This window comes from Nocardia sp. CA-290969, from assembly GCF_050936135.1.
Classification (GTDB): Bacteria; Actinomycetota; Actinomycetes; order Mycobacteriales; family Mycobacteriaceae; genus Nocardia.
Genome location: NZ_JBNJNJ010000001.1, coordinates 2,104,760 through 2,128,450, shown reverse-complemented (window position 1 = coordinate 2,128,450; position 23,691 = coordinate 2,104,760). Strand labels below are relative to the sequence as shown.

General features: G+C 70.7%; 16 protein-coding genes. 10 read left to right on the top strand and 6 right to left on the bottom strand.

What is annotated here, in order from left to right; all coding sequences use genetic code 11:
• Positions 1-4 precede the first annotated feature (4 nt).
• The 3 genes from recD to recC all read right to left on the bottom strand — a co-directional run bounded on the left by recD (position 5) and on the right by recC (position 9,073).
• Positions 5-1,921, bottom strand: a complete 1,917-nt coding sequence (gene recD / locus ACQEVO_RS09930) for an exodeoxyribonuclease V subunit alpha (RefSeq protein ID WP_432911274.1) — start codon at positions 1,919-1,921, stop codon at positions 5-7.
• Positions 1,918-5,262, bottom strand: coding sequence for a UvrD-helicase domain-containing protein (locus tag ACQEVO_RS09925; protein ID WP_432911271.1), 3,345 nt, complete (start codon positions 5,260-5,262; stop codon positions 1,918-1,920). Before ACQEVO_RS09925 ends, recD begins: the two co-directional genes overlap by 4 nt.
• A 187-nt stretch (positions 5,263-5,449) precedes the next feature.
• Complete coding sequence (gene recC, locus ACQEVO_RS09920) at positions 5,450-9,073, bottom strand: exodeoxyribonuclease V subunit gamma (RefSeq protein ID WP_432922522.1); 3,624 nt, start codon at positions 9,071-9,073, stop codon at positions 5,450-5,452.
• Between the two features lie 323 nt (positions 9,074-9,396).
• Here recC and ACQEVO_RS09915 point away from each other — a divergent pair, with 323 nt between their 5' ends.
• The gene (locus ACQEVO_RS09915) at positions 9,397-9,609 is read left to right on the top strand and encodes a hypothetical protein (protein ID WP_432911269.1); all 213 of its coding nucleotides are present in this window, start codon (positions 9,397-9,399) and stop codon (positions 9,607-9,609) included.
• A 46-nt stretch (positions 9,610-9,655) separates the two neighbouring features.
• The gene (locus ACQEVO_RS09910) at positions 9,656-10,534 is read left to right on the top strand and encodes a serine hydrolase (protein ID WP_432911266.1); all 879 of its coding nucleotides are present in this window, start codon (positions 9,656-9,658) and stop codon (positions 10,532-10,534) included.
• Between the two features lie 74 nt (positions 10,535-10,608).
• Here the strand turns inward: ACQEVO_RS09910 and ACQEVO_RS09905 are convergent, their stop codons facing one another.
• Positions 10,609-12,087, bottom strand: coding sequence for a cytochrome P450 (locus ACQEVO_RS09905; protein WP_432911263.1), 1,479 nt, complete (start codon positions 12,085-12,087; stop codon positions 10,609-10,611).
• 245 nt (positions 12,088-12,332) lie between these two features.
• On the opposite strand from ACQEVO_RS09905, the gene ACQEVO_RS09900 reads away from it, so the two are divergent.
• From ACQEVO_RS09900 to ACQEVO_RS09880, 5 genes are all read left to right on the top strand, one after another.
• Complete coding sequence (locus ACQEVO_RS09900) at positions 12,333-13,811, top strand: NAD(P)/FAD-dependent oxidoreductase (protein WP_432911261.1); 1,479 nt, start codon at positions 12,333-12,335, stop codon at positions 13,809-13,811.
• A 76-nt stretch (positions 13,812-13,887) separates the two neighbouring features.
• A complete protein-coding gene (locus ACQEVO_RS09895) occupies positions 13,888-14,973 on the top strand; it encodes a hypothetical protein (RefSeq protein WP_432911259.1) in 1,086 nt (361 codons plus the stop codon).
• A 531-nt stretch (positions 14,974-15,504) separates the two neighbouring features.
• Positions 15,505-16,374 (top strand): hypothetical protein, encoded by an 870-nt coding sequence (locus tag ACQEVO_RS09890; protein ID WP_432911257.1) that lies wholly within the window; start codon positions 15,505-15,507, stop codon positions 16,372-16,374.
• A 298-nt stretch (positions 16,375-16,672) separates the two neighbouring features.
• A complete protein-coding gene (locus ACQEVO_RS09885) occupies positions 16,673-17,776 on the top strand; it encodes a lycopene cyclase family protein (RefSeq protein ID WP_432911254.1) in 1,104 nt (367 codons plus the stop codon).
• The gene (locus ACQEVO_RS09880; protein WP_432911252.1) at positions 17,776-18,681 is read left to right on the top strand and encodes a Ku protein; all 906 of its coding nucleotides are present in this window, start codon (positions 17,776-17,778) and stop codon (positions 18,679-18,681) included. Before ACQEVO_RS09885 ends, ACQEVO_RS09880 begins: the two co-directional genes overlap by 1 nt.
• Before the next feature lie 6 nt (positions 18,682-18,687).
• Here the strand turns inward: ACQEVO_RS09880 and ACQEVO_RS09875 are convergent, their stop codons facing one another.
• Positions 18,688-19,185, bottom strand: coding sequence for a GNAT family N-acetyltransferase (locus ACQEVO_RS09875; protein WP_432911249.1), 498 nt, complete (start codon positions 19,183-19,185; stop codon positions 18,688-18,690).
• A 175-nt stretch (positions 19,186-19,360) separates the two neighbouring features.
• On the opposite strand from ACQEVO_RS09875, the gene ACQEVO_RS09870 reads away from it, so the two are divergent.
• Positions 19,361-20,266, top strand: coding sequence for a universal stress protein (locus ACQEVO_RS09870; RefSeq protein ID WP_432911245.1), 906 nt, complete (start codon positions 19,361-19,363; stop codon positions 20,264-20,266).
• A gap of 24 nt (positions 20,267-20,290) precedes the next feature.
• Here the strand turns inward: ACQEVO_RS09870 and ACQEVO_RS09865 are convergent, their stop codons facing one another.
• Entirely contained in the window at positions 20,291-21,202 is a 912-nt protein-coding gene (locus ACQEVO_RS09865) for an LLM class F420-dependent oxidoreductase (RefSeq protein ID WP_432911242.1), read from the bottom strand.
• 191 nt (positions 21,203-21,393) lie between these two features.
• On the opposite strand from ACQEVO_RS09865, the gene ACQEVO_RS09860 reads away from it, so the two are divergent.
• Complete coding sequence (locus tag ACQEVO_RS09860) at positions 21,394-22,284, top strand: alpha/beta fold hydrolase (protein WP_432911239.1); 891 nt, start codon at positions 21,394-21,396, stop codon at positions 22,282-22,284.
• Between the two features lie 385 nt (positions 22,285-22,669).
• Positions 22,670-23,557 (top strand): alpha/beta fold hydrolase, encoded by an 888-nt coding sequence (locus ACQEVO_RS09855; RefSeq protein ID WP_432911236.1) that lies wholly within the window; start codon positions 22,670-22,672, stop codon positions 23,555-23,557.
• Positions 23,558-23,691: the final 134 nt, after the last annotated feature.

Sequence of the window (23,691 nt, the reverse complement as noted above, 5' to 3'; positions counted from 1 at the left end):
GCCGTCAATCCGGCCGGTCGCCGCGGTCGAGGCTGAGCCCGCTGGCGCGCAGCACATGGCGGTCGATGGCGGTGCGGATGGCCTCCTCGGTGCCCAGGATCCGCACATGCCGGCGGGCCCGGGTGATCGCGGTGTACAGGAGTTCACGGGTCAGCAGGCTCGAGCCCGGTTCCGGCAGCACAATCGTCACCGCGTCGTACTGACTGCCCTGGCTGCGGTGGATCGTCATCGCGAATACCGTGACCACAGAGGGGAATTGGGTGGGGTGGACGAGCAGCGGCTCCTCGCCGCGCTGCAGCGCCACCCGCAGCGACCCGTCCGGGCGGCGCACCACCACACCGGTGTCGCCGTTGTAGATACGGGCCTCGTGATCGTTGGCCGTCACCAGCAGTGGCTGACCGGGATACCAGGTGCCGGAACGACTCTCCGGGCCGGCGCCCGCGGCCGCCGCCCATTCGGCCGCCGTCCGGTCCCATTGTTCGACCCCGTACGGACCGCGGCGATGCGCGCAGAGCACCCGATGCGATTCGAAGGCGGCCAGTGCGGCGGCCGCGTCGCCGGTGGCGGCCGCGGTGGTGACCCGCTGCGCGGTGGCGACGACATCGGCCCGGACGGCGGCGATTTCGTCCGGGCCGAGCAGCTCCAGCATATCGCCACCGGAACGCAGCAGCTCCAGCGCGGCCTCGGTATCGCCCGCGCGGACCGCCACGGCCAGCTCGGCGATCCGGCCACCGAACCGGCGTCCACGGGTGAGCCGGACGATCCCGCCGCGCACCCGCGCACGCTCCAGCTCGGTGAGCGCTTCGGCGCCCGCCTGCCCGGGCGCGCCGAGGCAGCCCGGGTCGGCGGTCAGTACCGCTTCCAGGGCCGGGTTGTCCGTGCCCGGGAACGGTGCCGCCACCAGATCCGCGAGCACCGCACCGGCGTCCACCGAGGCCAGCTGATCCGGGTCGCCCACAAGGACCAGCCGGGTGTCCGGGCGCAGGGCCGCCAGCAGGTGGCTCATCATGGTCAGCGAAACCATCGACGTCTCGTCCACCACGACCACGTCGTAGGGCAGCCGGTTGTGTTCGTGGTACCGGAACGGCGTGCTGCGACCGCGCTGCCAGCCCAGCAGGCGGTGCAGGGTCGCCGCGGACAGTTCCGGCAGACCGAGCAGTCCCGCCTGATCGCGCACGGCTTCCTGCAGGCGGGCGGCCGCTTTACCGGTGGGCGCGGCCAGCGCGATCCGCAACGGTGCCGTGGCCTGCGCACCGTCCGCGCCGGCCCGGAGCGCGGCCAGGAGCGCGAGAATCCGCGCGATGGTGTGCGTTTTCCCGGTGCCCGGACCACCGGCGACAACGGTGGTCGACCCGGTGGCGGCCAGTGCCGCGGCGAGCCGCTGCCGGTCGGGGGCATCTCCGGGCGGGCCGAAGAGACGGTCCAGTTCCCGGCATACCAGCGCCGGGTCGGCGTCCGGATGCTCGGCGGCGCGGGCGGTCAGTACCCGGCGGACGGTCTCCTCCTGCCGGTAGTAGCGGTCCAGGTAGAGCAGGGGTCCGGTGCCGGGGCGGGCCGGATCGGTGAGCCGCAGCGGGGTCAGCGGGCCGGCCGGGCCACCGCACACGAGCGGGCTGTCACGCAGTGCGCCTATCACCGATTGCTCGTCGGGCCAGGGCAGTTCGGCGAGGTCGACCTGATCCGGGCGTTCGTCGTCGGCGTCCACGCCGATCTCCCGCATCCTGGTCAGATCCAGGCATACCGACCCCGACCGGACGGCGCGGACCGCCAGTGCGGCGGCGAACAGCACCGGTTCCCGGGTCTCCCCGGAAAGGCGGCCCAAACGGGCGGCCACATGCACATCCGCGGCCGAGAGCACCCCCGCCTCGTTGAATTCGCGCAGTATCCCGCTGCCGCGCTGCGCCACCCGGATCGGGATCACCGCGCACCTCCGGCGAGCAGGTCCGACAGGCCGGTGATCAGGCCGGGCGGTGGGGTCCAATCGAATACCCCGGCACCGTCCGGGGTATTCGGGCCGATCATGCCCCGGACGAACAGATAACGGATACCGCCGAGATGTTCGGCGGGGTCGTAACCGGGTAGCCGCCAGCGCAGATACCGGTGCAACGCCACCGAATACAGCAGTGCCTGTAGCGGATAGTGCGCGCGGATCATCTCCGCGGCCATCCGTTCCCGGGTGTAGTGCGCGACGGTGAGCTCACCGGTGCCCAGCCGGTTGGTCTTGTAGTCGACCACGACGAAACGCCCGGCCGGGGTACGCAGGACCGCGTCGATACTGCCGGTGAGGTATCCGCGTAACGGGGTGTCGTCGAGGGTGTCGAGTTCGTCGGCGTAACGGTGGAAGACATCACCGGGATCGAGGCGGGAACGCAGCAGCGCGGCGATCCGGTGCAGGGTCGCCGAGGCAGCGGCCGGCTCCTCCCCGCCCGCCAGCGGCAGCTCGAATTCCAGCTCCGGCAGCCGGTCCCGGTCCGCGATATCGGCCAGGGCACCGAAACCGATCGGTGTGCGCAGGACAGCGAGCACCGCCGCCGACAGCAGTTCCGGATCGGCGTCGGAGAGCATCTCGCCCACCGTGGTCTCGCAGCGGAGGCGTACCTCTGCGGCCAGATCGGTGGTATCGGTGCTCACCCGTTCGAGCACCGCGTGCACCAGGGTGCCGAACTCCGCGCCGTAGGGCAGCGCGTTCATGAGCGAAGCGGCACCGGGTTCGGGCTCGGCGAGCGGCGCGGGCGCCTCCGGTTCGTCGCCGGGGCCGGGCATCTCCTCCGGTTCGGTCTCCGGGGCCGCGAGATGCGCGGCGGCGGTGAGCGCCGAGTAGGAGGTGCGCCGCCAGTGGTCGTCGAGTTCCCGGTCGAACACGGCTATCGCGAGATCGCCGTCGACGGTGCCGGTGGGTGGCCGGTACCGCGGGGGCTCGCCGCCCGGATCGGCCGCCGTCACCGAGACCGTCCCGTCCACTCCGGCGGCCCAGGCCCGGAGCCGGTCCACCACCACCGCGTCCTCGTCGACCGGCGCCCGCGGTTTCGGTTGTACCGCTTCGGGGTTCCGGCCGAACAGCAGCCGGTGCAGCGGGGCCACCGCCGTCCCGAACGACGGTGCCCACCAGGCGACCACCTGGCAACATGCCCGGGTGAGCGCCACGTAGCACAACCGCAGTTCCTCACCCGCGGTTTCGCTGTCCGCGCGTTCCTTGCGGGCGGCGTATCCCGGCGCGTCCGGGCCGCCGATATCGAGCACGCGGGCGCCGTTCTCGTGCATCAGCAGTGTGGCCGGTTTGGGATCGGACGAGCTGTCCCACGCGAACGGCAGATACACGACCGGGAATTCGAGCCCCTTGCTCGCATGGACGGTGGCCAGCTGTACCGCGGCCATATCGCGATCCAGCCGCCGGCTGCGCCCGGCCACCGAACCCGACCCCGGCTCGCGCACCCGATCGGCGAGCCACCTGGTCAGCGCGGTCAGCCCGAAACCCTCGGCGGCACCGACCTCGTCGAGGAGCTGCGTCAGGTGCCGGATATCGGTGAGCCGGCGTTCCCCGTGCTCGGCGGCCAGCAGCCGCGGTACCAGCCCGGTCGCGGTGGCGAGCCTTTCGTATACGGCCGCGAACCCGGCGCGGGCGAACAGCCGCGCCGCATCCCGCAATTCGGCACTCACCCGCCCCACCAGATCCGCTCCCCCACTGTCCAGCTCGCCGCCGGTGTAGCCGAAGATCGGGGTGAGTGCCGCCAGCCGCACCCGGTCGGCGCGATGCGGCTGTTCGAGCGCCGAGAGCACCCACAGCCAATCCGTCGCGCTGGGGGTCGCGAAAATACTGCTGCCGCTGGTCAATACGACCGGCACACCGGCGCGTTCCAGCGCCTCGCGCACCACCTCCAGCTGGGTGTGTGTGCGCACGAGCACCGCGATATCCCCCGGGCCGAGGGGCCGCTCCCGCTCATCGCTGCCCGCCGCCGCGGCCGGCGAACGTCCCGCCGGTTCGGTGAGCACGGTGCCCGATTCCAGCAGGGTGACCAGATCGGTGGCCAGATCCGCGGCGACCCGGGCGCGCTGCCGGTGGATATTGGGGAAACCCGACAGTCCGCGCGGCCCGGCTCCGGTGCGCGGCAGACAGCGCAACCGCAGCGCGGTGGTCAACTCGGCCGGACCCCGCAACCGGGTCCACGGCTGGGTCGCGGTGACCGCGGGCACGACGATATCGTCGTGCCCGAGTGCCGCACCGCCGAGCAGGTGATCGAGCGCCCGCAGCAGCGCGGCGTCGCTGCGGCGGTTGGTCGTCAGTTCCCGCCGCGCGCTCGCATGGCCCACGGCGTCCAGATAACTGAGTACTTCGGCGCCGCGGAACGCGTAGATCGCCTGTTTCGGATCACCCACCAGCACCAGCGTGTTGTGACCGTGGAATGCGCGGTACAGGATCTCCCATTGCAGCGGATCGGTGTCCTGGAACTCGTCGGCCAGCACCACCGGGTAGCGGTCCCGGATCCGGCGGCACGCGCCGGGGCCGCGCACCGGATCGGCCAGGATATCGCGCAGCAGCACCAGCAGATCGTCGAAATCGCGCAGGCCCGACAACCGTTTGCGGCGTTCGGTTTCCGCGCGCACCGCGGTGGCGAAGGCCACCCGCTGCGCCGACGCCTCGTCGGTATCGGGCGCGAGCACGGCCTGCCGGTCGCGCACCGCGGCGGTGGCGAACCGGTGGGCCTGCTTCACCGTGAACGGCGCCGGGGTGCGCGCGTACCGGCTCAGATACAGGTCGTCGATCACGGCGCGGGTGAGATCGTCGGCTTCCTCCACCAGCCGCACACCGGTGTCGAGATCGCCGGCCAGACCCAGCTCACCGAGCATGCGCCGGCAGAAGCTGTGCGTGGTGGCGATCACCCCGGCATCGAAATCGGAGAGCGCGGTGAGCAACCGGGCCCGGCGGGAGGCGACCTCGGCGGATTCGGCGCCGGCCAGATGCTGCACCAGTTCGTCGGACGAGGCCCGCGCGGCCGCCGGGTCGGCGAGGGCGGCGGCGACGGTGACGAACCGGTCGCGGGTGCGCTCGCGCAATTCCTGGGTTGCCGCGCGACTGAAGGTCACCAGCAGCAACCGCGAGATCGGTATCCCGGCCTCGGCGACATAGCGGACGGCCAGGCCGACGATCGCATAGGTTTTGCCGGTCCCCGCGCTCGCCTCGAGCACGGTGGTCCCCACCGGCAGGTCGTCGCAGAGATCGAAAGTGTCGCCACCGGCCGGTGGCGAGGTCGCGATCACCGTCACGGGCATCCCCTGTCCGCGCAGACCCGGCCCACAGCACGTAGGGCCGAGTCGTCTCTGCGTTCGGTACGTCCGGCCCGGCGGCCCGGGCGTACCGCATTCCCACGTGATTCGTTCGGATCGCCGGCGGCGCTCGCCGAACCGCCTGTGCGTTCGGTGCGCGCCGCCCGGCGGCCGAGTCGTACGGCGCTCACGGCGCCCCCTGCTGTTCGGCTCGTAGCAGCGGTCCCCAGAGGCGCCGGGCGATGGAACCGAAACGGGTCGCCTCCACGGGCTCCCCGGCGGGGGCCGGGGCGGCGGCGAGCCGGCTCAGGTCCGGTGCCGGACCCCAGACATAGCGCAGGTTGCGGTCGGTGTGCTCGGCGAAATCGCGGGTGCGGTCGCCACCGCCGAACGCCCGGTCCGCGGCGACCATGGCCTCCTCGGGTGGGAGCCGCCGGAATCGCGCTTCGGCGTAGGCGGCCGTCGTCGCCGTGGGGATGGGCAGGGGTTCGTTCAGTCCCGCCTCCCGCAGCGCGACCAGGGTGCGCAGGAGGGCCCCTGCCTCGGCCGCGGCGGGGGCGGTGAGTTCGGCGCGCCACGCGGGCGTGGGGAACCGGCCGCGGCCGGTGACCGCGGCACGCCATTGCCGGTCCTCGGTCGCCGCCAGGGCGAGCACCGAAACCCAGGCCGCCAGACGGTGTTTCGGGGCGACCCGGGAAAAGGTAGTGCGCACCAGCAGATCACCGCGGACCTCGGCGACGGTTCCGGTCAGCCGGCGGCCGCCGCCCAGGTCCACAGCGATATCGATATCGCGGGGCGGCTGTGCGTAATCCGGTGCTGCGGCCCGCACCAGGGTCTCCACGGTGCGTTCCACGTCGTCCAGTACGGCCCGGCCGAGTTCGGCCGGCGGTAATGTGCCGCGCCGCCATTCCGCCGCCCGCAGATCGGCGGGATCGGCCCCCGCCAGCCGGGCGGTCAGAATCCGCTCGCCGAGTGCCCAGGTGTCGAGACCCCCGAATTCGATCGGCAGCCGATCGGTGATCTCCTCCTCCTGTTCGGGGATCCGCACCCCCAGCCGCTGCCAGAGGAAACCGCGAATCGGATGCTCCAGGAACGAGATCAGCTCGGCCAGCCCGATTTCGGTGGTCTCCGCGGCGGGTAGGACCCGGGTGAGCGGTCCGGCCGCCGATTCCGGTTCCCGCAGTGTCGCCCGCGCCCCCGCGAACGCCTCCGGGTCGAAACCGAACGGCGCCGGCGGCGCGAAATTGCGCCGATCGTGCGGCTGCAGCGGATGGCGGGTGAGCACGGCCGTCATCCCGTCCGGACCGACGTGGGCGCGCAGGGTGTCGAGGAGTTCGGCGACCGGTACGGCAGGCGGACGATACGCGCCGGTCACCGGGTCGGCGCCGGTGTGCAGCACCACCAGGGTGTCGCGGGCCGCCATGACGGCGTCCAGCAGCAACTGCCGATCCTCCGAGCGCGGGTCCCGTTCACCGAGCAGCGGGTCCCGGGCCGCCACATCGTCGCCGTCGATACCGGCGCCGCGCGGGAAGACCTCGTCGTCCACACCGAGCAGCACCACCACCCGATGCGGTACCGAACGCATCGGGGTCAGGGTGCACACGGTGAGTTCACCGGTGCGGAAGTTCGCGCGGGTCGGGGTGGCGGCCAGCCGGCTCTGCAGCAGTTCGGTGATATCGGGCAGGCGCAACTCCGTATCGCCGGCGTACGCGGTGGCCGCCGCCAGTTCCCGGCGCGCCTCGGTCCGGATCCAGGCCTGCGATTCGGCCACGTCGGTGAGCAGATCGAGGGCGCGGCCCAGGATCGCCGACCACTGCGGGGCCGGTGCGGGACCTTGCAGGTCGCGCAGGATCGAGGCCAGCCGGTCGATGTATTCGGCGAACCGGCCCGCGAGGTCGATATCGTTGCTGTCCACATCGCCGAGTGGCAGGACACGGTCCAGCCAGGCCTGCGCGCTCTCGTCGGCGGTAACGCCGAGCAGGATCCGGTCGAGCGCGGCGTTGAGGGTGTTCTGCTCGAAATCGCCCAACCCGAACGCCTGCCGTTGCCGCCGCCCGATCCCCCACCGGGCGCCCGCCTCGACCGCCCATTCCCGCATGCGCTCGATATCGTCGTCGTCGAATCCGCACGCGCGCCGGACGGGTTCGGCGGCGGCCAGATCCAGTACCTCGGTGACCGTGACCCGCCCGCGCGCCAGTTCCAGTAACTGCGCCACCACGCCCAGCAGCGGGTTGGTCACCCCGCGGCCGCGGTCCGCGAGCCGGACCCGCAGCCGATGACCGGGATGCGCCACGGCCACCGCGGTGTCCGGGTTTCCCGCCGCGGGCTGCCCGAACGCCGCGCGGACCAGCGGAGCGAATGCCTCCACCTCGGGGCACATGATCACGACATCACGCGGTTCCAGCGTGGGGTCGGCGGCGAAAAGACCGAGCAGGCACTCCCGCAGCACCTCGACCTGCCGCACCGGGCCGTGACAGGCATGGACCTGCACACTACCGTCGCCGTGGTGCCGCCCGGGCACGGGCGGCCAGTCGTCGTCGCGGATATGCGCCTGCAGGGCCTGCAACAGGGTCGCCGGATCCGGCTCGCCTTCCCCTGGAAAATTATCCGGACCCGCTGCCGCCGGATGGCTCTCGCCGGTGGCGTCGGCCGACGGTCCCTCCGATCGCGACCGGCCCACGCTCGGCAGGGAGGGGTACCGGGTATCGGTGGCGGCCGCCGGCAAGCGCAGCTGCAATTCCCGGATATCCCGGCTCGAACCGGCCAGCAGCGGATGCCGCACGCGGATAGCCGAATCGTCCTCGGCCCGGGCCGTTTCCACGGGCGACAACGGCATGGAGCCGGGCGGTGTCGCCGGATCCGCCACGGATCCGTGGAACCCACGGTCTGCGCGGCCCTCCGGGCCGCCGGCCGGATCGCGACCCGTGCGCGGCCGGGCCAGCGCCGCCCACATCGCCGGGCTCGGGTGAGTGAGCCACAGATGCAGGTCACGCTGCTCTGCCAGGGCGGTGAGCACCGCGAGATGCGCGGCGGGTAGCCGGGACGCGCCGAAAACCGACAGCCGGACCGGCAGCGTGACCGCTTCCGGTTCGGCACGCAGACGTGCGCACGCCGTCTGCAGCCGCTCCGCCGGGCTTGCGGCATCTACCGCCGCCCGCAGCCGGCGCCACAGCACCGGCTGCCAGGTCAGATCGTCGGGGAGTTGCCGGCCGGTACCGTCGGTATCGGCGCCGGACGCCCATTCCGTGATCAACTGCGGGCGCTGTAGCGCGTACCCCTCGAACAGTGCCGCGAGCCGCGCCGCCGTGGCGTACCGGCGGCCGAGCCGGTGTTCCGCGCCGCCGGTCGATAGGCCGGAATCCTCGGCCGCGGCTTCGGGTTCGCCGGCCGGAGCTCCGGTATCGCCGGCTCGCGAGTGCCCGAGGGAGGACGCGGCCGGGCCGAGATGCTGCGCCAGCACGGCGCACCAGGGTTCGCCGAGGGATTCGTCGATCACCCGCAGCAAGGTCCACACGACGCGATCGTGCGCCCAGGGATCGGTCTGCGGGTCGATACCCGTCGCCTGGGCCAAGACCTCGTCGACCAGCACCGCCGGCGCCGGGAACCGGATATTGGCCGCGATCCCGTCGCGCGCTCCGGGCGTACTCCCCAGGACGGCCGAAAGTTGTTGCGCCAGCCAGCGCTCCACGCCCTTGGCCGGCACCACGACCAGTTCCTCCGCGAACGGATCGGGCAGCGGATCGGCGAGTACCGCGGCCAGCGCGGCGGCGAGCGCATCCGCACGTTCGGCACGGTGGATGTGCAGCGCCATCTCCGCCCTTCCGCTCGGTTCGATCACCGTCCTCACCGCACCCGCACAGTCGCGGCCGCCTTCGTTCACCCCGTTTATACGCCCTGCCTCCGACACCGCCGGGCAACCCCCCACGACGGACCGGACAACCCCGGGACAGGTGATCATCACCCGAATGTCCCTAGCGCCGAACGCTTCTACCCGATAAGACCCCTGACTGCACAGTGATTTAGCGCACATGCGCCACCGACACGCGGCCGGATGGCCGGGATCCGGGAGAGACGCTGTGTCACAGTGCAACCCCGGGAGGAACGGGTTACCGCACGAAAGGCTGGTTCGCGTCGATGAAAGCGCTGGTTGTTCCCCTGATACCGAGGGACGGGTTCACCGTCCGCCGCTCCGGGGACCGGTGGGAACTGGTCAACTCCCGGCACTACGGACGCAGCGTCGTTCTGCACTCGTGGCCGCGTGACGAGCACACCGAGGCGTTCGAGCACTGCTATCGCCTCAACGGCCGCCCGGTGGCGGAACTGAAGGCCACGGCCCGGGTCCACTAGCTGGAAAACGTGCGCGCGGAGCGCCGATATGACAAGGTGTTTCCTCGTGCGTTACCCCCTGCTCACCGGTGCTGCGCCCCGCGTGGCCGCACCCGCCACCGTCCTGGCCGCCGCTGCGATCCTGTTCGCCGGTGTGCCCGCCGGCCTGCCGTCTGCCGATGCCGTCCCGCTCGCGCACACCCAGGGTTGCGCCCACGGTTTCGACTGCGATATGGCCGCCCGTATCGATACCGTCAACTCCTATCTCGACTCGCGGCCCGGTGTCACCGGGTATGTGATCCGGGACCGGCAGACCGGCGCCGTGTACGCGAGCCCGCACGCCGAAGACATGGTGTGGACCGCGTCGACGATCAAACTCGCCATCGCGGAGGATCTGCTCAACCGCGCCCGGGTCGGCGCCATCACGCTGCCGCCGGAGGACCGCGGACTCCTCGAGCAGATGCTGCTTACCTCCAACGACCAGGCCACCGACCTGCTGTGGAACAAATACGCCGGGTTCGACCGGATGGCGTTCAACAACGCCTTCCGCGCCAACGGGATGACCAGCCTCGCCCCACAGCCCTCCCCCAATCCCGGCCCGCACTGGGCCTTCCAGAAGGCCACCGCGGCCGATCTCGACCGGCTGATGTCGAATGTGCTGGACCGGATGCATCCCGACGACCGCGCCTACCTGCTCGACCTGATGCGCCGCGTCGATTCCAACCAGCACTGGGGCGTCTGGGGCGCGGGCGCGGCCATGCGGCCCGGCCTGAAGAACGGGTGGTCCGACGAACAGGGCGGCTGGGTGGTGAACTCGGTCGGCTTCGCCGGGCCCGGCGAGCGCTACACCCTGGCCATCATGACGGCGATGAACGGCGAGGGCGGCTACCAGGAGGGTTCCGCCACCGACACCACCGTCGCCGAATATCTGTTGTCCGGCCGCTGAATCGGCCGTCCGTCCGGAACGCACGAACGCCGGTCTCCCGCACGGGGAGACCGGCGTTGTGCGTCCGGGGTGTCTCAGGTGAGACGCCGCAGCCGCATCGGGGCGTCGTCGCGCGGGAACGGAATCGTGGTGAAACCCCACGGCATCCGGTAGTCGGCCGGGAAACTCCACTCGTAGTCGCGCACCAGCGCGGAGATGATCGTTTTCACTTCGAAGGTGCCGAAATGCATCCCGATGCATTTGTGCGAACCGGCGCCGAACGGCATCCAGGCGAGCCGGTGCGATTTGTCCTCGCGCCGCTCGTCGGAGAAGCGCAGCGGGTCGAACACCTCTGGATCGGTCCAGAACTCCTCGAGCAGATGGTTGACCTGATACCCGAGATCCACCGGTGTCCCGGCCGGGATGTAGTGCCCGCAGATCTCGGTATCGCGGACGGCGCGGCGCACCATCCCGGGCACCGGCGGCATCAGGCGCAGACTCTCCTTCACCACCAGGTCCAGCGTGCGCAGGGTATCCAGGTCGGCGATCGCCGGGGCGTCGTTGGTCAGATCGAGTGCCAGCACCTCCTCGCGCACCTTCTGCTGCCACTCCGGGTGTTTGCCCAGGTAATAGGCGACGGCGGTGGCGGTGGTCGTGGTGGTGTCGTGCGCGGCCATGATCAGGAAGATCATATGGTTGACCACGTCGGCGTCGCTGAAGACCGATCCGTCCTCGGCGCGGGCGTGGCACAGCCCGGAGAAGAAATCGGGGGCGTCGCTGCGCCGCTTCTGCGGCACCATCGAACGGAAGTACTCCTCGAGCACCTTGCGGCCCTGCAGACCGGCCCGCCATTTTCCGCCCGGCACATTGTGGCGGACCAGCGCGAGCCCGGCGTGTGTGCAGGCCACGAACGCATCGGTGAGTTTCCTGCGTTCCTCGCCCACCTCCACCGCCATGAAGGTCTCCCCGGCGATATCGAGAGCCATCTCCTTGATCGCCGGGAAGAGTGGCACCGTGGCGCTCGCACCCGCCTCCTCCGGCACCCAGCGGCCGATCGTGGCGCGGACGACGGGGGTGAGTTCGGCCAGATGGGCCTCCAGCCGTTCCCGGGTGAAGGCCTGCTGCATGATGCGCCGGTGGAACATGTGCTCGTCGAATTCGAGCAGCAGCAGACCACGGCGGAAGAACGGACCGATGAAATAGTCCCAGCCCTGCCCGAAATCACGACGGCGGCGGCCGACCACCTCGTCGACCGCCTCGGGCCCCGCAGCGAACACCCGGTCCATACCCATCGAACTGTTGAGAGTGACGGGCCCGTACCGGCGATACCGGTCCATCATCTCCGCCGGGCCCCAGCGCATGTAGTGGAAGGTCCGGCCCAGATACGGCAGGCCGGCATCGCCGCGGACCGCCGCGGCGGTTCGCCCACCGGGCGGCGTGGCCAGGGTTCTCGGCCGCTCGGGGATTTTCAGCAGCAGCCGATCGAGTACCTGGCGCCGGGGTATTTCGATGAGCGCCGAATTCTCGGTGTCGGTGCGCGCGCGGGACGCGGCGGCACGGTCGACGGTGACCATGGCGGAACCTCCTGAGAGACTGTACCCATCGTATTGTCTTTGTTGCAGCGGCTCGACCGTTTCGACCGAATCGGTACCGTCGCGCACCACCCGATATCACTACGCAATGGCTATCGTGGTGAGTTACCACACCACTGGCGAACAACGAGCGTCCAACTGTGTCCTCGACGGGTACTGCTACTACCGTGTGCGTTGTCGGACAATGATCACCGGGCAGCCCCGGCCCACCGCTGGCGAGGAGCGATATGAGCACGCAACCTGATGGGAACGGCCGGCACCGCGTCGTCGTGATCGGATCCGGATTCGGCGGCCTGTTCGGCACCAAGCACCTCAAACGGGCCGACGTCGACGTCACCCTCATCTCCAAGAGCACCACCCACCTCTTCCAGCCGCTGCTCTACCAGGTGGCCACCGGGATCCTGTCGGTCGGCGAAATCGCCCCCGCGACCCGGCTGGTACTCCGGAAACAGAAGAACGCCCGGGTACTGCTGGGCGAGGTCACCGATATCGACCTGGAACAGCGCTCGGTCACCTCGGTGCTGCTCGGGGAAACCACCGTGACCCCCTACGACAGCCTGATCGTCGCCACCGGCGCCCAGCAGTCGTACTTCGGCAACGATCAGTTCGCCACCTTCGCGCCCGGGATGAAGACCATCGACGACGCCCTCGAACTGCGCGGCCGGATCCTCGGCTCCTTCGAACAGGCCGAAGTCGCGCGGACCCAGGAGGAACGCGACCGGCTGCTCACCTTCGTGGTGGTGGGCGCGGGCCCGACCGGTGTGGAACTGGCCGGCCAGATCGCCGAACTGTCCGACCGCACCCTCGAGGGCACCTTCCACAACATCGACCCCCGGGATGCCCGGGTGATCCTGGTGGAGGGCGCGGGCGCCGTGCTCGGGCCGATGGGCCCGAAGCTGGGTAGCAAAGCCCAGCGGCGGCTGGAATCCATGGGTGTGGAGATCCAGTTGAACGCACTGGTCACCGATGTCGACGCGCACGGCGTGACGGTGAAGGACCAGGACGGCACCACCCGCCGGATCGAATCGTCCTGCAAGGTGTGGTCGGCCGGGGTCCAGGCCAGCCCACTGGGCAAGATGCTGGCCGAGCGCTCGGACGGTACCGAAGTGGACCGCGCCGGGCGGGTCGTGGTGGAGCCGGACCTCACCATCAAGGGGCATCCGAACGTTTTCGTGGTCGGTGATCTGATGTCGGTGCCCGGCGTCCCCGGGCAGGCCCAGGGCGCGATCCAGGGCGCCACCTACGCGGCCAAGCAGATCAAGGCCGAGATCGCGGGCAAACAGGCCCCGGCCGACCGGAAGCCGTTCAAATACTTCAACAAGGGCAGTATGGCGACGATCTCGCGGTTCAGCGCGGTCTGCCAGGTGGGGAAGCTGGAATTCGGCGGGTTCATCGCCTGGCTCGCCTGGCTGGCACTGCACCTCTACTACCTCGTCGGCTACCGGAGCCGGATCATCACGATCATCCAGTGGTTCGTCACCTTCCTCGGCCGTACCCGCGGGCAGATGGCGGCGACCGAGCAGTGGATATTCGCCCGGCTCGCCCTGGAAGCGGTGTACGGCGACAGCGAAGAAGGCGAGGAAATCGTGCGCGGCGCGGCGGGCCGGCGCCCGCCGGGGCCGGCGCCCGGTGTCTCCCCGGCCGATCCCACCGGTAACGGGGTCGCCGCGGCGGACAAACCGGGAGGTAATCGTAAGGTCGGCTGACCGGCCGACGTCCCAGGCGCGGAGCCACTCCGGAGCTAATATCGGGCAAACCGACTAGTTCCGGAGAAAGGCGACCATGGGTAAGCACAGAGCTCCAGGTGTCACCCGGCGCGCTACCGGATCGGTCGTCGCGGCGGGCGCCGTCCCGCTCATCGCGACACTGATCGGCGCCGGTACAGCAACTGCCGAAGCACACCCCGCTCCACCCGCGTTCCCAGCACTCCCGGCACTACCCGCGGCACTGTTCCCGCCGGTCCCCACCCCAGCGGTGGGCGCCGCGGAAAACATGGTCGCCCCGACCCCGGCAACACCCACCGCCCCGGCCTCGGATGTGACCTCCGCCGCCGCCTCGCTCCCGGCCGCGCACCCCCTCGCGGCACCGGGCGAACCCGAAACCTTCACCGCCCCCGGCATACCGGCCGCCGCCCCCTCCCCTGGACCCATGAGCGGCACCCCGGCTCCGGCCGCGAACGGCCCGGCGCCCGCCCCGGATCCGTTGTCGGCGGCCGCCGTCGCGGTGCAGGAGGCGGTCGAGTCGATGACCGGAAGCCTCGGCGCGGTCACCGCACCGCCGGCCGGGTTCGCGCCGATTCCGGCGATCACGCCGCCCGCCGCCCCCGCCGAAACCCTGCCCACCGCCCCGGGCACCGTCCCATTGCCGGCGCAGACCTTCTTCACCCCGCAGGGTTCGCTCCCCGCGGCACACCACGCAGGCCCCGAAGCGGCAGCCGACACACCGCCGGGCACCCTGCGGATCGGCAACTTCGTGGTGGCGGTGCCGTTCGACGCCGGGCCGGTCAACCACGGCGCCGCCCAGGCCGAGAACGAGATCGCCACCTACCTCGATTCGACGGGTATGGATCCTGCCCGGTCGGATCGCCTCGCCGCCCAGACCATGGGCAACGCCGTCATCGGCGCGGCCATCGCCAATGCCGTGGCAGCACCGGTGGCCATCCCGTTCGGGATGCTGGGCGCGGCCTTGGGGTTCGTGGCGGGAATACCGTTCCTGCCCACCGGACTCGTCGTCGGGCCCGTTCTCGGCGCCGCGGTCGGCTACGGGATCGTCGCAGTACCCGCCATGCTCGCCGGCGCGGCACTCGGGGCGGCCTACGGGGTCACCGACGGATTCACCACCCCACTCCTCGGGGCCGCACCGCGGTAGTCCGGCTGCGCAGCCACCCGGACGGTAGCGCGGGCCTGCCGCCGCGATGGCCCCCGGCCCGGTCACGCCGGTGGTCGTGGTGGCCCCGGCACAGGATCGGGACGACTCCGATTCGGACAACCGATCGTCCGCGCGCGCCCGAACGGTCCGACCTCGCTCCGGTGCACAGCCGTGCCCGTAGCAGGCAGACCCCGCGCCCGCGGGGAAATCCCGGCAACCCTGCGGTGACTCGATTACCGTGCCCACAGCCGGTTCCACACGCTGAGCCCGAGGGCGCTGGTCGTCGAGCGCAAGACGGCAGGGACCGCGGGCCCGATGCGCGCATCGTTCAGCCGTCGGGCATCCGAGCCCGCATAGTCGACGGGCACCCTCCTGACTTCCGACCGCAAACTGTCCGCTATCGGCACTTTCCAGGGTCCGGCTACCGATCCGGTGGCCCGCAGCCAAGTGGACTGAACAGGCCGATCCCATCCGCCGGGCGTTCCGGTCCGAATGTCGGGCAAACCGACAATTTCCCGGAGAAAGGCGACCATGGGTAAGCACAGAGCTACCGGTCCGGCTCGGCGGGCTGCGGGATCGGTGGTCGCGGCGGGCGCCGTCCCGCTCATCGCGACACTGATCGGCGCCGGTACGGCCAATGCCGAAGCAGTTCCGGCTCCACCCGCCTCGGACCGGATCCCCGCGCTACCGGCGAATCTGCTCCACCAGGCACCCGCCGGCAGCGACCCGATCCGCGACCTCACCACCGCCGTCCAGGACGCGACCCGGGTGGCCGTCCGATCGGCCACCGATACGTTCGGAGTGGCGGCGCCGTTCGTTCCCGCCCCGGCGGCTCCGGCGCCCGCCGCGGTCGCCGATCCGGCACCGGCGCCGCTGCCGGCCACCCGGCCGCTGCCCCAGCACGCGTATCTCGCTCCGCAGGGCGAGCTGCACGCGCCGATGCCGGTGGCACCGGTGGCCCCGATCGAGGCGCCGCCGGGCAAACTGCGGATCGGCAACATCATCATGGACGCACCGCCGTTCGATGTCCGGGAGATCAACACCGGCGCCGCCCAGGCGGAGGCCCAGCTGGCGACCTTCTACGATTCGGTGGGCGTGGAGCGCAGCCGGTCGGACCGGATGGCCGCGCAGACCGTGGGCTCCGCGGCGATCGGCGCTTCGGTCGCCAATACGCTGGCTTCCCCGATCTCGACCACCTCCGCGATGGTCGGCGCGGTCGCGGGACTGATCTCCGGTGTCCCGTTCCTGCCGATCGGCCTCGTGATCGGTCCCGTGCTCGGCGCGGCGATCGGGTACGCGGTGATCGCGGCACCCGTGATGGCGGTCGGCGCGGCCGTCGGCGGCGCGATCGGTGCGGCCGAAGGCTTCACCGCCGCACCGCACGGCACCCCACCGCAGTGATTTCCGGTGTCCGGCGGGCCGAGCCCGCCGGACACCCCCGGGTCGACCGGCCGCGGCGCCGCCGATCGACCGCGCTTTGTCCACGACAGCCCCTACGTGCCCCGATGCCGCCGGATTCCGGCGCCGACAGTGAGCGACGTCGGCGTGACATCGAGCGAGGACCCCTTGTAGACGGCAACCACTGCCGCCGCGACTATCCGGACTCCCGCGCCCGCCCGCGAGCGGTGTCTGTGTCCCCGGCACGGCGTCCGGCACCCCCGCCGCGGCGCGAGCTCCGCCGAAATGTTTCGATCGCCCGGTGAGCGCCGATATCGTCATCTGCGGGCTCGGCCCCGCCGGGCGGGCACTCACCCACCGCTGCCTGGCGCACGGCCTGTCGGTTACCGCGATCGACCCGAATCCGCACCGGCGCTGGGTGGCCACCTACGCCGCGTGGACCGATGAGCTGCCGCCCTGGCTGGACGGCGCCGTCGTCGCGGCGACGGTGGCCGAACCCCTCGCCTACGGCGGGCGCGCGCATGCGATACCCCGGTCGTACACGGTGCTCGATACCGCCGGGCTACAGCGCAGTCTGGACCTGAGCGGCACCACCGTGCTCACCGGCCGGGTCACGGCCCTGGACCGGCACACCGTCACACTGGATACCGGCCGGACGCTCCGGGCCGGGCGGGTGATCGACGCCCGTGGCGTGGGCCGGCGGCCCGGCCGCGCCGAACAGACGGCGTACGGGCTCGTCCTTCAGCGCCCCGGACACGACGACCCGGCACTGTTCATGGACTGGCGCGACGACAACGGTGCCGCTCCCGATGCACCCCGCTCATTCCTGTACACGATTCCACTGGGCGGCGGCGCGCTGCTGTACGAGGAGACCTGCCTGGTCGGCGCGCCCGCGATCGAACTCGCGGAACTGGCCCGCCGGCTGCGCCACCGGCTGCGGGCCCGCGATATCGCGGTACGCGGCGACGAACGCGTCGAACGGGTTCGTTTCCCGGTGGTGGGCGGCTCGCCCGGCGCCGGTCGATTCGGCGCCGCCGGGGCGTATCTCCATCCGGCCACCGGTTACAGCGTGGCTGCCGCGCTGGCGGCGGCCGATGATATCGCCGAAGGCCGTAATTCGTGGGCAGCGGCGCGCGCGGTGCACCATTTGCGCCGGGCCGGGCTGCGGGCATTGCTGGCACTCCCCCCGGCCGAGCTGCCCGGCTTTTTCGACGTGTTCTTCGAGCTCGATATCGACCTGCAACGCGCCTATCTCTCGGGTCGCACCGACCCGATCGGCACCCTCGCGGCAATGACCCGCCTGTTCGCGGCGCTACCCCGGAGTTCCCGGGCCCGGCTCGCCGCGGCGACACTCCATTTGCCCGCTCTCTCGCACCGGCGGTCCGGTTCGGTCATCATGGAGTGATGCGGTCCATCTGGAAAGGCTCGATCGCGTTCGGGCTGGTGAACGTCCCCGTGAAGGTGTACACCGCCACCGAGGACCACGACATCAAGTTCCATCAGGTCCACGCCAAGGACGGCGGCCGGATCAAATACGACCGGGTCTGCACCGTCTGCGGGCAGTCGGTCGTATTCGCCGATATCGATAAGCAATACGAATCGCCCGAAGGCGAGAAGGTCGTGCTGACCGACGAGGATTTCGCCAAACTGCCGGTGGCGGAGAAGCACGAAATCCCGGTGCTGCAATTCGTGCCGTCGGAACAGATCGATCCGATCCTCTTCGACAAGACCTACTATCTCGAGCCGGATTCGACCACACCCAAGGCCTACGTGCTGCTGGCGGCCACACTGGAACGGATCGACCGGACCGCCCTCGTTCATTTCACGCTGCGGCAGAAGACCCGGCTGGCCGCCATGCGGGTCCGTGACGGAATGCTGGTATTGCAGACACTCTTGTGGCCCGACGAGGTGCGCTCGGTGTCGTTCGAATCGCTCGAGGAGGCCAAAGCGCCCCGGCCGCAGGAAATCAAAATGGCCGAAACGCTGGTCGAATCGATGTCGGAAGATTTCGACCCCGATCAGTTCACCGACGAATACCAGGTCGAACTCCAGCGATTGCTGGAAGAAGCGATCGCCCGCGGTGACGGGAAAGTACCCGAACGCGCCGAGGCCCCGGCGGAGGAATCCGATGCCGAGGTGGTCGATCTGGTCGCGGCATTGCAGCGCAGCCTGGAGGCCAGTGGCCGCACCGGTGGGAAATCCGCCGGTCGCGGTGGGAAATCCGCCGAGGAGAAAAGCACCGGAACGTCGAAAGCCCGCAAGACGGCACCGCGGAAAACCCCGCAGAAGCGCACGCGCAAGGGCGCCTGAGCAGGGTCACAAGGCTTGCAGGAACCAGTCGAGTCTGCCCTCGGGCCCGGTACTGCTGCGGTGATAGTGGAATCCGAGCCGGTGGGCCAGCGCCAGCGCCGCGGTATTCGCCGGATCGAGGCGCAACACCGCCTCGTCGGCCAGATCGTGGCGGGCCAGGTATCGGCAGGCCAGCACGATGGTCCGGCCCTCCACACCGCGGCCGCACCATGCCGCATGAATGTCGTAGGCGATATCGGCCTGTCGTTTCGACAGGAATTCCGGTTCCAGCGTCACGTCCAGGGTGCCGGCCAATGCATGCGAGTCCACATCGACGACGGCGAATGTTCTATGCGGTCCGTTCGCGGCCCATTCCGCGGCACACCGTTCGAATTCGGCCACCATATTCGGCGTGCCGGGCCCGGCCGTCCCGCGCACCGGCCCCCGATCCCGGGCAGCGAGGTACGCGGCGGCGTCGGCGACCTCGATCGGTCGTAGCCCGATCACCCCATCCGATATCAGCACGTGATCATGATCTGCATATTTCACGGCATTCGACAAGCCCTGCCCGCGGCGCGCCGCAAACGAAAATCCCAGGTCGCGCAGTGTATGTCGAAGAGCAACACTTCCGCGGCACACGATTGTGAAGACACGCCCGCAGTATAGGACCGCCCCCGTTTGCCGGGTGGATACTCGGGATATGACCGATAATCCGGAGGATCCGCATCGGCTCGTATCCGCTGCCGTAGTGGTGGGCGTGGACGGCACCCCCGCCTCCCATTCGGCGATTCGCTGGGGTGCCGTGGCCGCGGCCCGGCGCGGGCGCCGGCTCGTGCTCGCCTACGGCATGAATTCGACGCCGGCGAAAACCTGGCTGGTCGCCTATCAGCCGATGGTCGACGAGGCCGTGCGCACCCTGCGCACCCACGGCGAACAAGCCTTGGCGACCGGCGTGCAGGTCGTTCACGAAGCCGCTCCCGAGCTGGCGCCCGATACCCTGCTCTCCGAGCACAGCGCCGCGAAGATGCTGATCGAATTGTCGAAATCCGCCCATATGGTGGTGCTCGGCTCGCGCCGCGGCGGGGCCGTGGCGCATCTGGGTTCGACGATTCTCGCGGTCGCCGCCCACGGGCGCGGCACCATCGTCGCCGTCCGGGAGGACGCCGAGGACATCACCAGCGGACCTGTGGTGGTGGGCGTCGACGGCAGCCCGGTCAGCGATACTGCCGTCGCCGCCGCCTTCGCCGAGGCCGCCGAACGCGGAGCCGAACTGGTGGCCGTGCACACCTGGAGCGATCTCACGTTCACCGAATTCGCGAGCACCGGTTTCATCGAGATACCGGCCGAGGACCTGCAGACCGCGGAACAGGCCGTGCTCGCCGAACGGCTGGCCGGGTGGCAGCAGCGTTACCCCGAGGTCACGGTGCGCCGCGAGGTCTATCCGTCGACACCGGCCCAGCACCTGCGCGAATGGTCCGAACGGGCGCAGCTGGTCGTGGTCGGCAGCCGGGGACGCGGCGGGTTCCGGGGTCTGCTGCTCGGGTCCACCAGTCAGTCCCTGATCCAGCGGGCGGCCTGTCCGGTGATGATCACCCGGCCGGCCTGATCGGCGGCCCCGGCCGGGCACCGGTCAGCCGATCATTCCGGCCAGCAGGGCGCGGGTGCGCTGCGCGTCCGCGCCGCCGGCGAAGATCGAGGCGACGAAATCGGTGGCGCCCGCGGCGAATACCTCCCGCACACGCGCGGCGACCTGATCCGCCGACCCGATGATGGCCAGATCCGCCGGCCCGGCCGCACCCTCGCGATCCATCATCGCCCGGTAGGACGGGAGCGTGCCGTACATGGCGAAGGTGCGCGCGGCACGTTCCCGCGCGCCCTCGACATCGTCGGTGACGAGCACCGGCAGGGAGCAGACGATCCGGGCCGGCGCCCGTCCGGCCTCCGTGGCGGCCGCGGTGATGGTCGGCGCGATATGGTCGCGGATCGTGGCCGGCCCCGTCATCCAGAGCACGGTTCCGTCGGCGCGCCGCCCGGCCAGCCGCAGCATCTGCGTGCCCATGGCGGCCAGCAGCACCGGGATCCGGCCCTCGTCGGGTATCCCGAGCTCCAGGTTTCCGGTCAGGGTTTCCCCCGTGTAGGACACCGGCTGCCGTTGCAACAGCGGCTCCAGAATCGACAGGTATTCACGCATGTGGCGGGCGGGACGCTCGAACCCGTACCCGAACATGTTCTCGATGACGACGCGGTGGGACAGGCCGATGCCCAGAGTCAGGCGGTCCGGGCCCACGGCCAGGGCGGTCGTGCGCACCTGCTGGGCCAACGCCCCCGGATGCCGCGGGTAGGTGGGCACCACGGCGGTCCCGAGTTCGATATCCGGCACCTGGCTGCCCGCCACAGCGAGCGCGGTGAGCGCGTCGACCCCGAAGATATGCGACATCCAAGCCGAGTGGAATCCTTCGTCGGCCGTCCGGCGCAGATCATCGGTCAGCGCACGCAGCGCGTCGCTTCCGGTGCGTTCACTGAGCAGTATGCCGATCCGCACGGCGGGCCTCCTGGCTCGTTTCGGTTGTCCTCGAACGGTGCGCAACGACCCTACTGGAGACCGGGCGCCGCGACCCCGCGGCGGGCCGTGCACGAGCCCCGCGTCGCGCCGGCGAAATCGGCGGCGGCCGGCACCGCCGACGCGCCCCGAACCTCCTCGACCCCGGGGCCGGCGCGGGGCATGCTGGGACCATGGACGAGTTTGCGAGCTGGCGGTCGAACGGGCAGCGTTTCACCCATCGCGGACACCAGATCTTCTGGCGCCCCGGCGGAACCGGTTCCGCCGGGGCACTATTGTGCCTGCACGGCTTTCCGACGGCGTCCTGGGATTGGCATGTGATCTGGCCGCAGTTGTGCGAACAGTTCGCCCGGGTGCTCGCCCCGGATTTCATCGGCTTCGGCTGGTCGGCCAAACCGCAGCACTACGACTACACGATCGCCGATCAGGCCGATCTGTGCGAACAACTGCTGCGCGAACAGGGCATCGAACGGTTCCATGTCCTGGCCCACGACTACGGCGATACCGTCGCTCAGGAACTGCTGGCCCGCGATGCCGAACGCCGTACCGCCGGCGACCGGTCCCTGATGATCGACTCGGTATGCCTGCTCAACGGCGGCCTCTTCCCGGAGTCACATCGGCCACGGCCCATCCAGCGGCTGCTGGCGAGCCCGCTCGGCCCGCTGGTCGGCCGGTTCGGGACCGAGGACACCTTCGCGCACAGTCTCGCCGCGGTGTTTGGACCGGACAGCAAACCGGACCCGGACGAGATGCACCGCTTCTGGCTGTTGTGGTGCAGCAAGCACGGGAAGCGCAACGGCCACAAGCTGATGGGGTACATGGCCGAACGGCGCACCCACCGGCAGCGCTGGGTGGGCGCGCTGGTCCATCCTCAGGTTCCGGTGCGGGTGATCGATGGTCTGCGCGATCCGGTGTCCGGGGCTCGGATGGTGCGCCGATACCGGCAATTGGTCGACGAGCCCGATGTGGTGGAGCTGCCCGCGGTGGGCCACTATCCGCAGTTGGAAGCGCCGCAGGACACGCTGCGTGCCTTCCGGGAATTCCACACCACCCGGGTCGGCTAGGCGATCGGCCGCCACGACCCGGGGCCACCCGCACCGGCCCCGGTCCGACCCGAGCGCCCACGTTTCGTGCGGCGCCGTCACGACCCGGCGGCCCGGCCGCCGCCGGCATCGCGCAGCGCCCAGACGAGAAACGGCAGACCCTCACCGGGACCCGTCGTCCCCGTGCCGATCAACTCGACCGCGTCTCCCGGGCGACTGCCGCGTCCCGCGGTATTCCGGGCACCGCCGCGCCGATTCGGCTCCGCGAATACGCCGGAATCCCGGCCGCTCCCACCGCGGCGGGGACTGCACACTGCTGCTACCGTCACAGGCACGGCGGGCGACTCCCACTTCGCGATGGGCAACCGCCGGGGGTACGGGGCGCGACAGAACGAGGGGAAGCCGCATGCCCGATATCGACGCCGCATACGGGCCGGATCAGCACATCCAGGGCGTTTCGGAATGGGTCACCACCCGCGACGGACGCCGGCTGCACGCCATGATCCTGCCCGGCCCGGAGCGGGCCGAGGCTCCGGTTGTCGTCTTCGAGGCCGGGGCCGCCGCCACTCGCTCGTCATGGGGCCTGGTGCAGCCCGCGGTCGGCCGTTTCGCCCGCGCCGTGGTCTACGACCGGGCGGGCCTGGGCCGTAGCCCCGCGGACCCGGCCGGCCGCACCCTCGATCGCATGGCCGGCGATCTGCTCGACGTCCTGGACCATCTGGGCCCCGGCCCGGTCGTTCTCACCGGGCACAGTGCCGGCGGTGTCGTCGCGCGCCTGGCGGCCTCGCGCCGGCCGGACCGGATCGCGGGACTGGTGCTGGTCGACCCCACCGACGAGGCCGCCGGGATACTGTTCGGCCGTACCTTCCGCCGAGCCGAACGACTGGCCATCGGCGTGAACGGCGCCCTCGCCCGGCTCGGCCTGCTGCGCCGGCTGTACGGCCGGATGCTCGATGCCGTACCGGACGAGATACGGGCGGATCTGGAACGCGAAGCGTTCACCCCGCAGACAGTCCGGACCCAGGCGGCGCAGGCACGTACCTTTCTGGACGAACTCGCGGCCTGGCGCGAGTCGCCGCCCGCGCTCGGTGACATCCCGGTGACCGTGATCTCCGGTGGCCGGGCGGGCGACGGGATGAACGCGCGGATCCGGGCTGCCGTCAACGATGCCCATGCGCACCGCGCGGCGGGCCCCACCGGCCGTCACGTAGTAGCCCACGGCTCGGCTCATTACGTCCCGCTCACCGAACCGGAAGTCGTGGTCGCGGAGATCCGCCGTTTCGTCCGGTCCTGAACGCCGCGCCCCGGACCGACCGTGCAGACCCCTACTCGCCCAGGGGGATTGCGATGCCGCCCGGATGACTCCGATTCGGGTGCGCGGGCGTATATCGCTACGATTATCCGGATAATCTGCCCACTTTTCGGAGG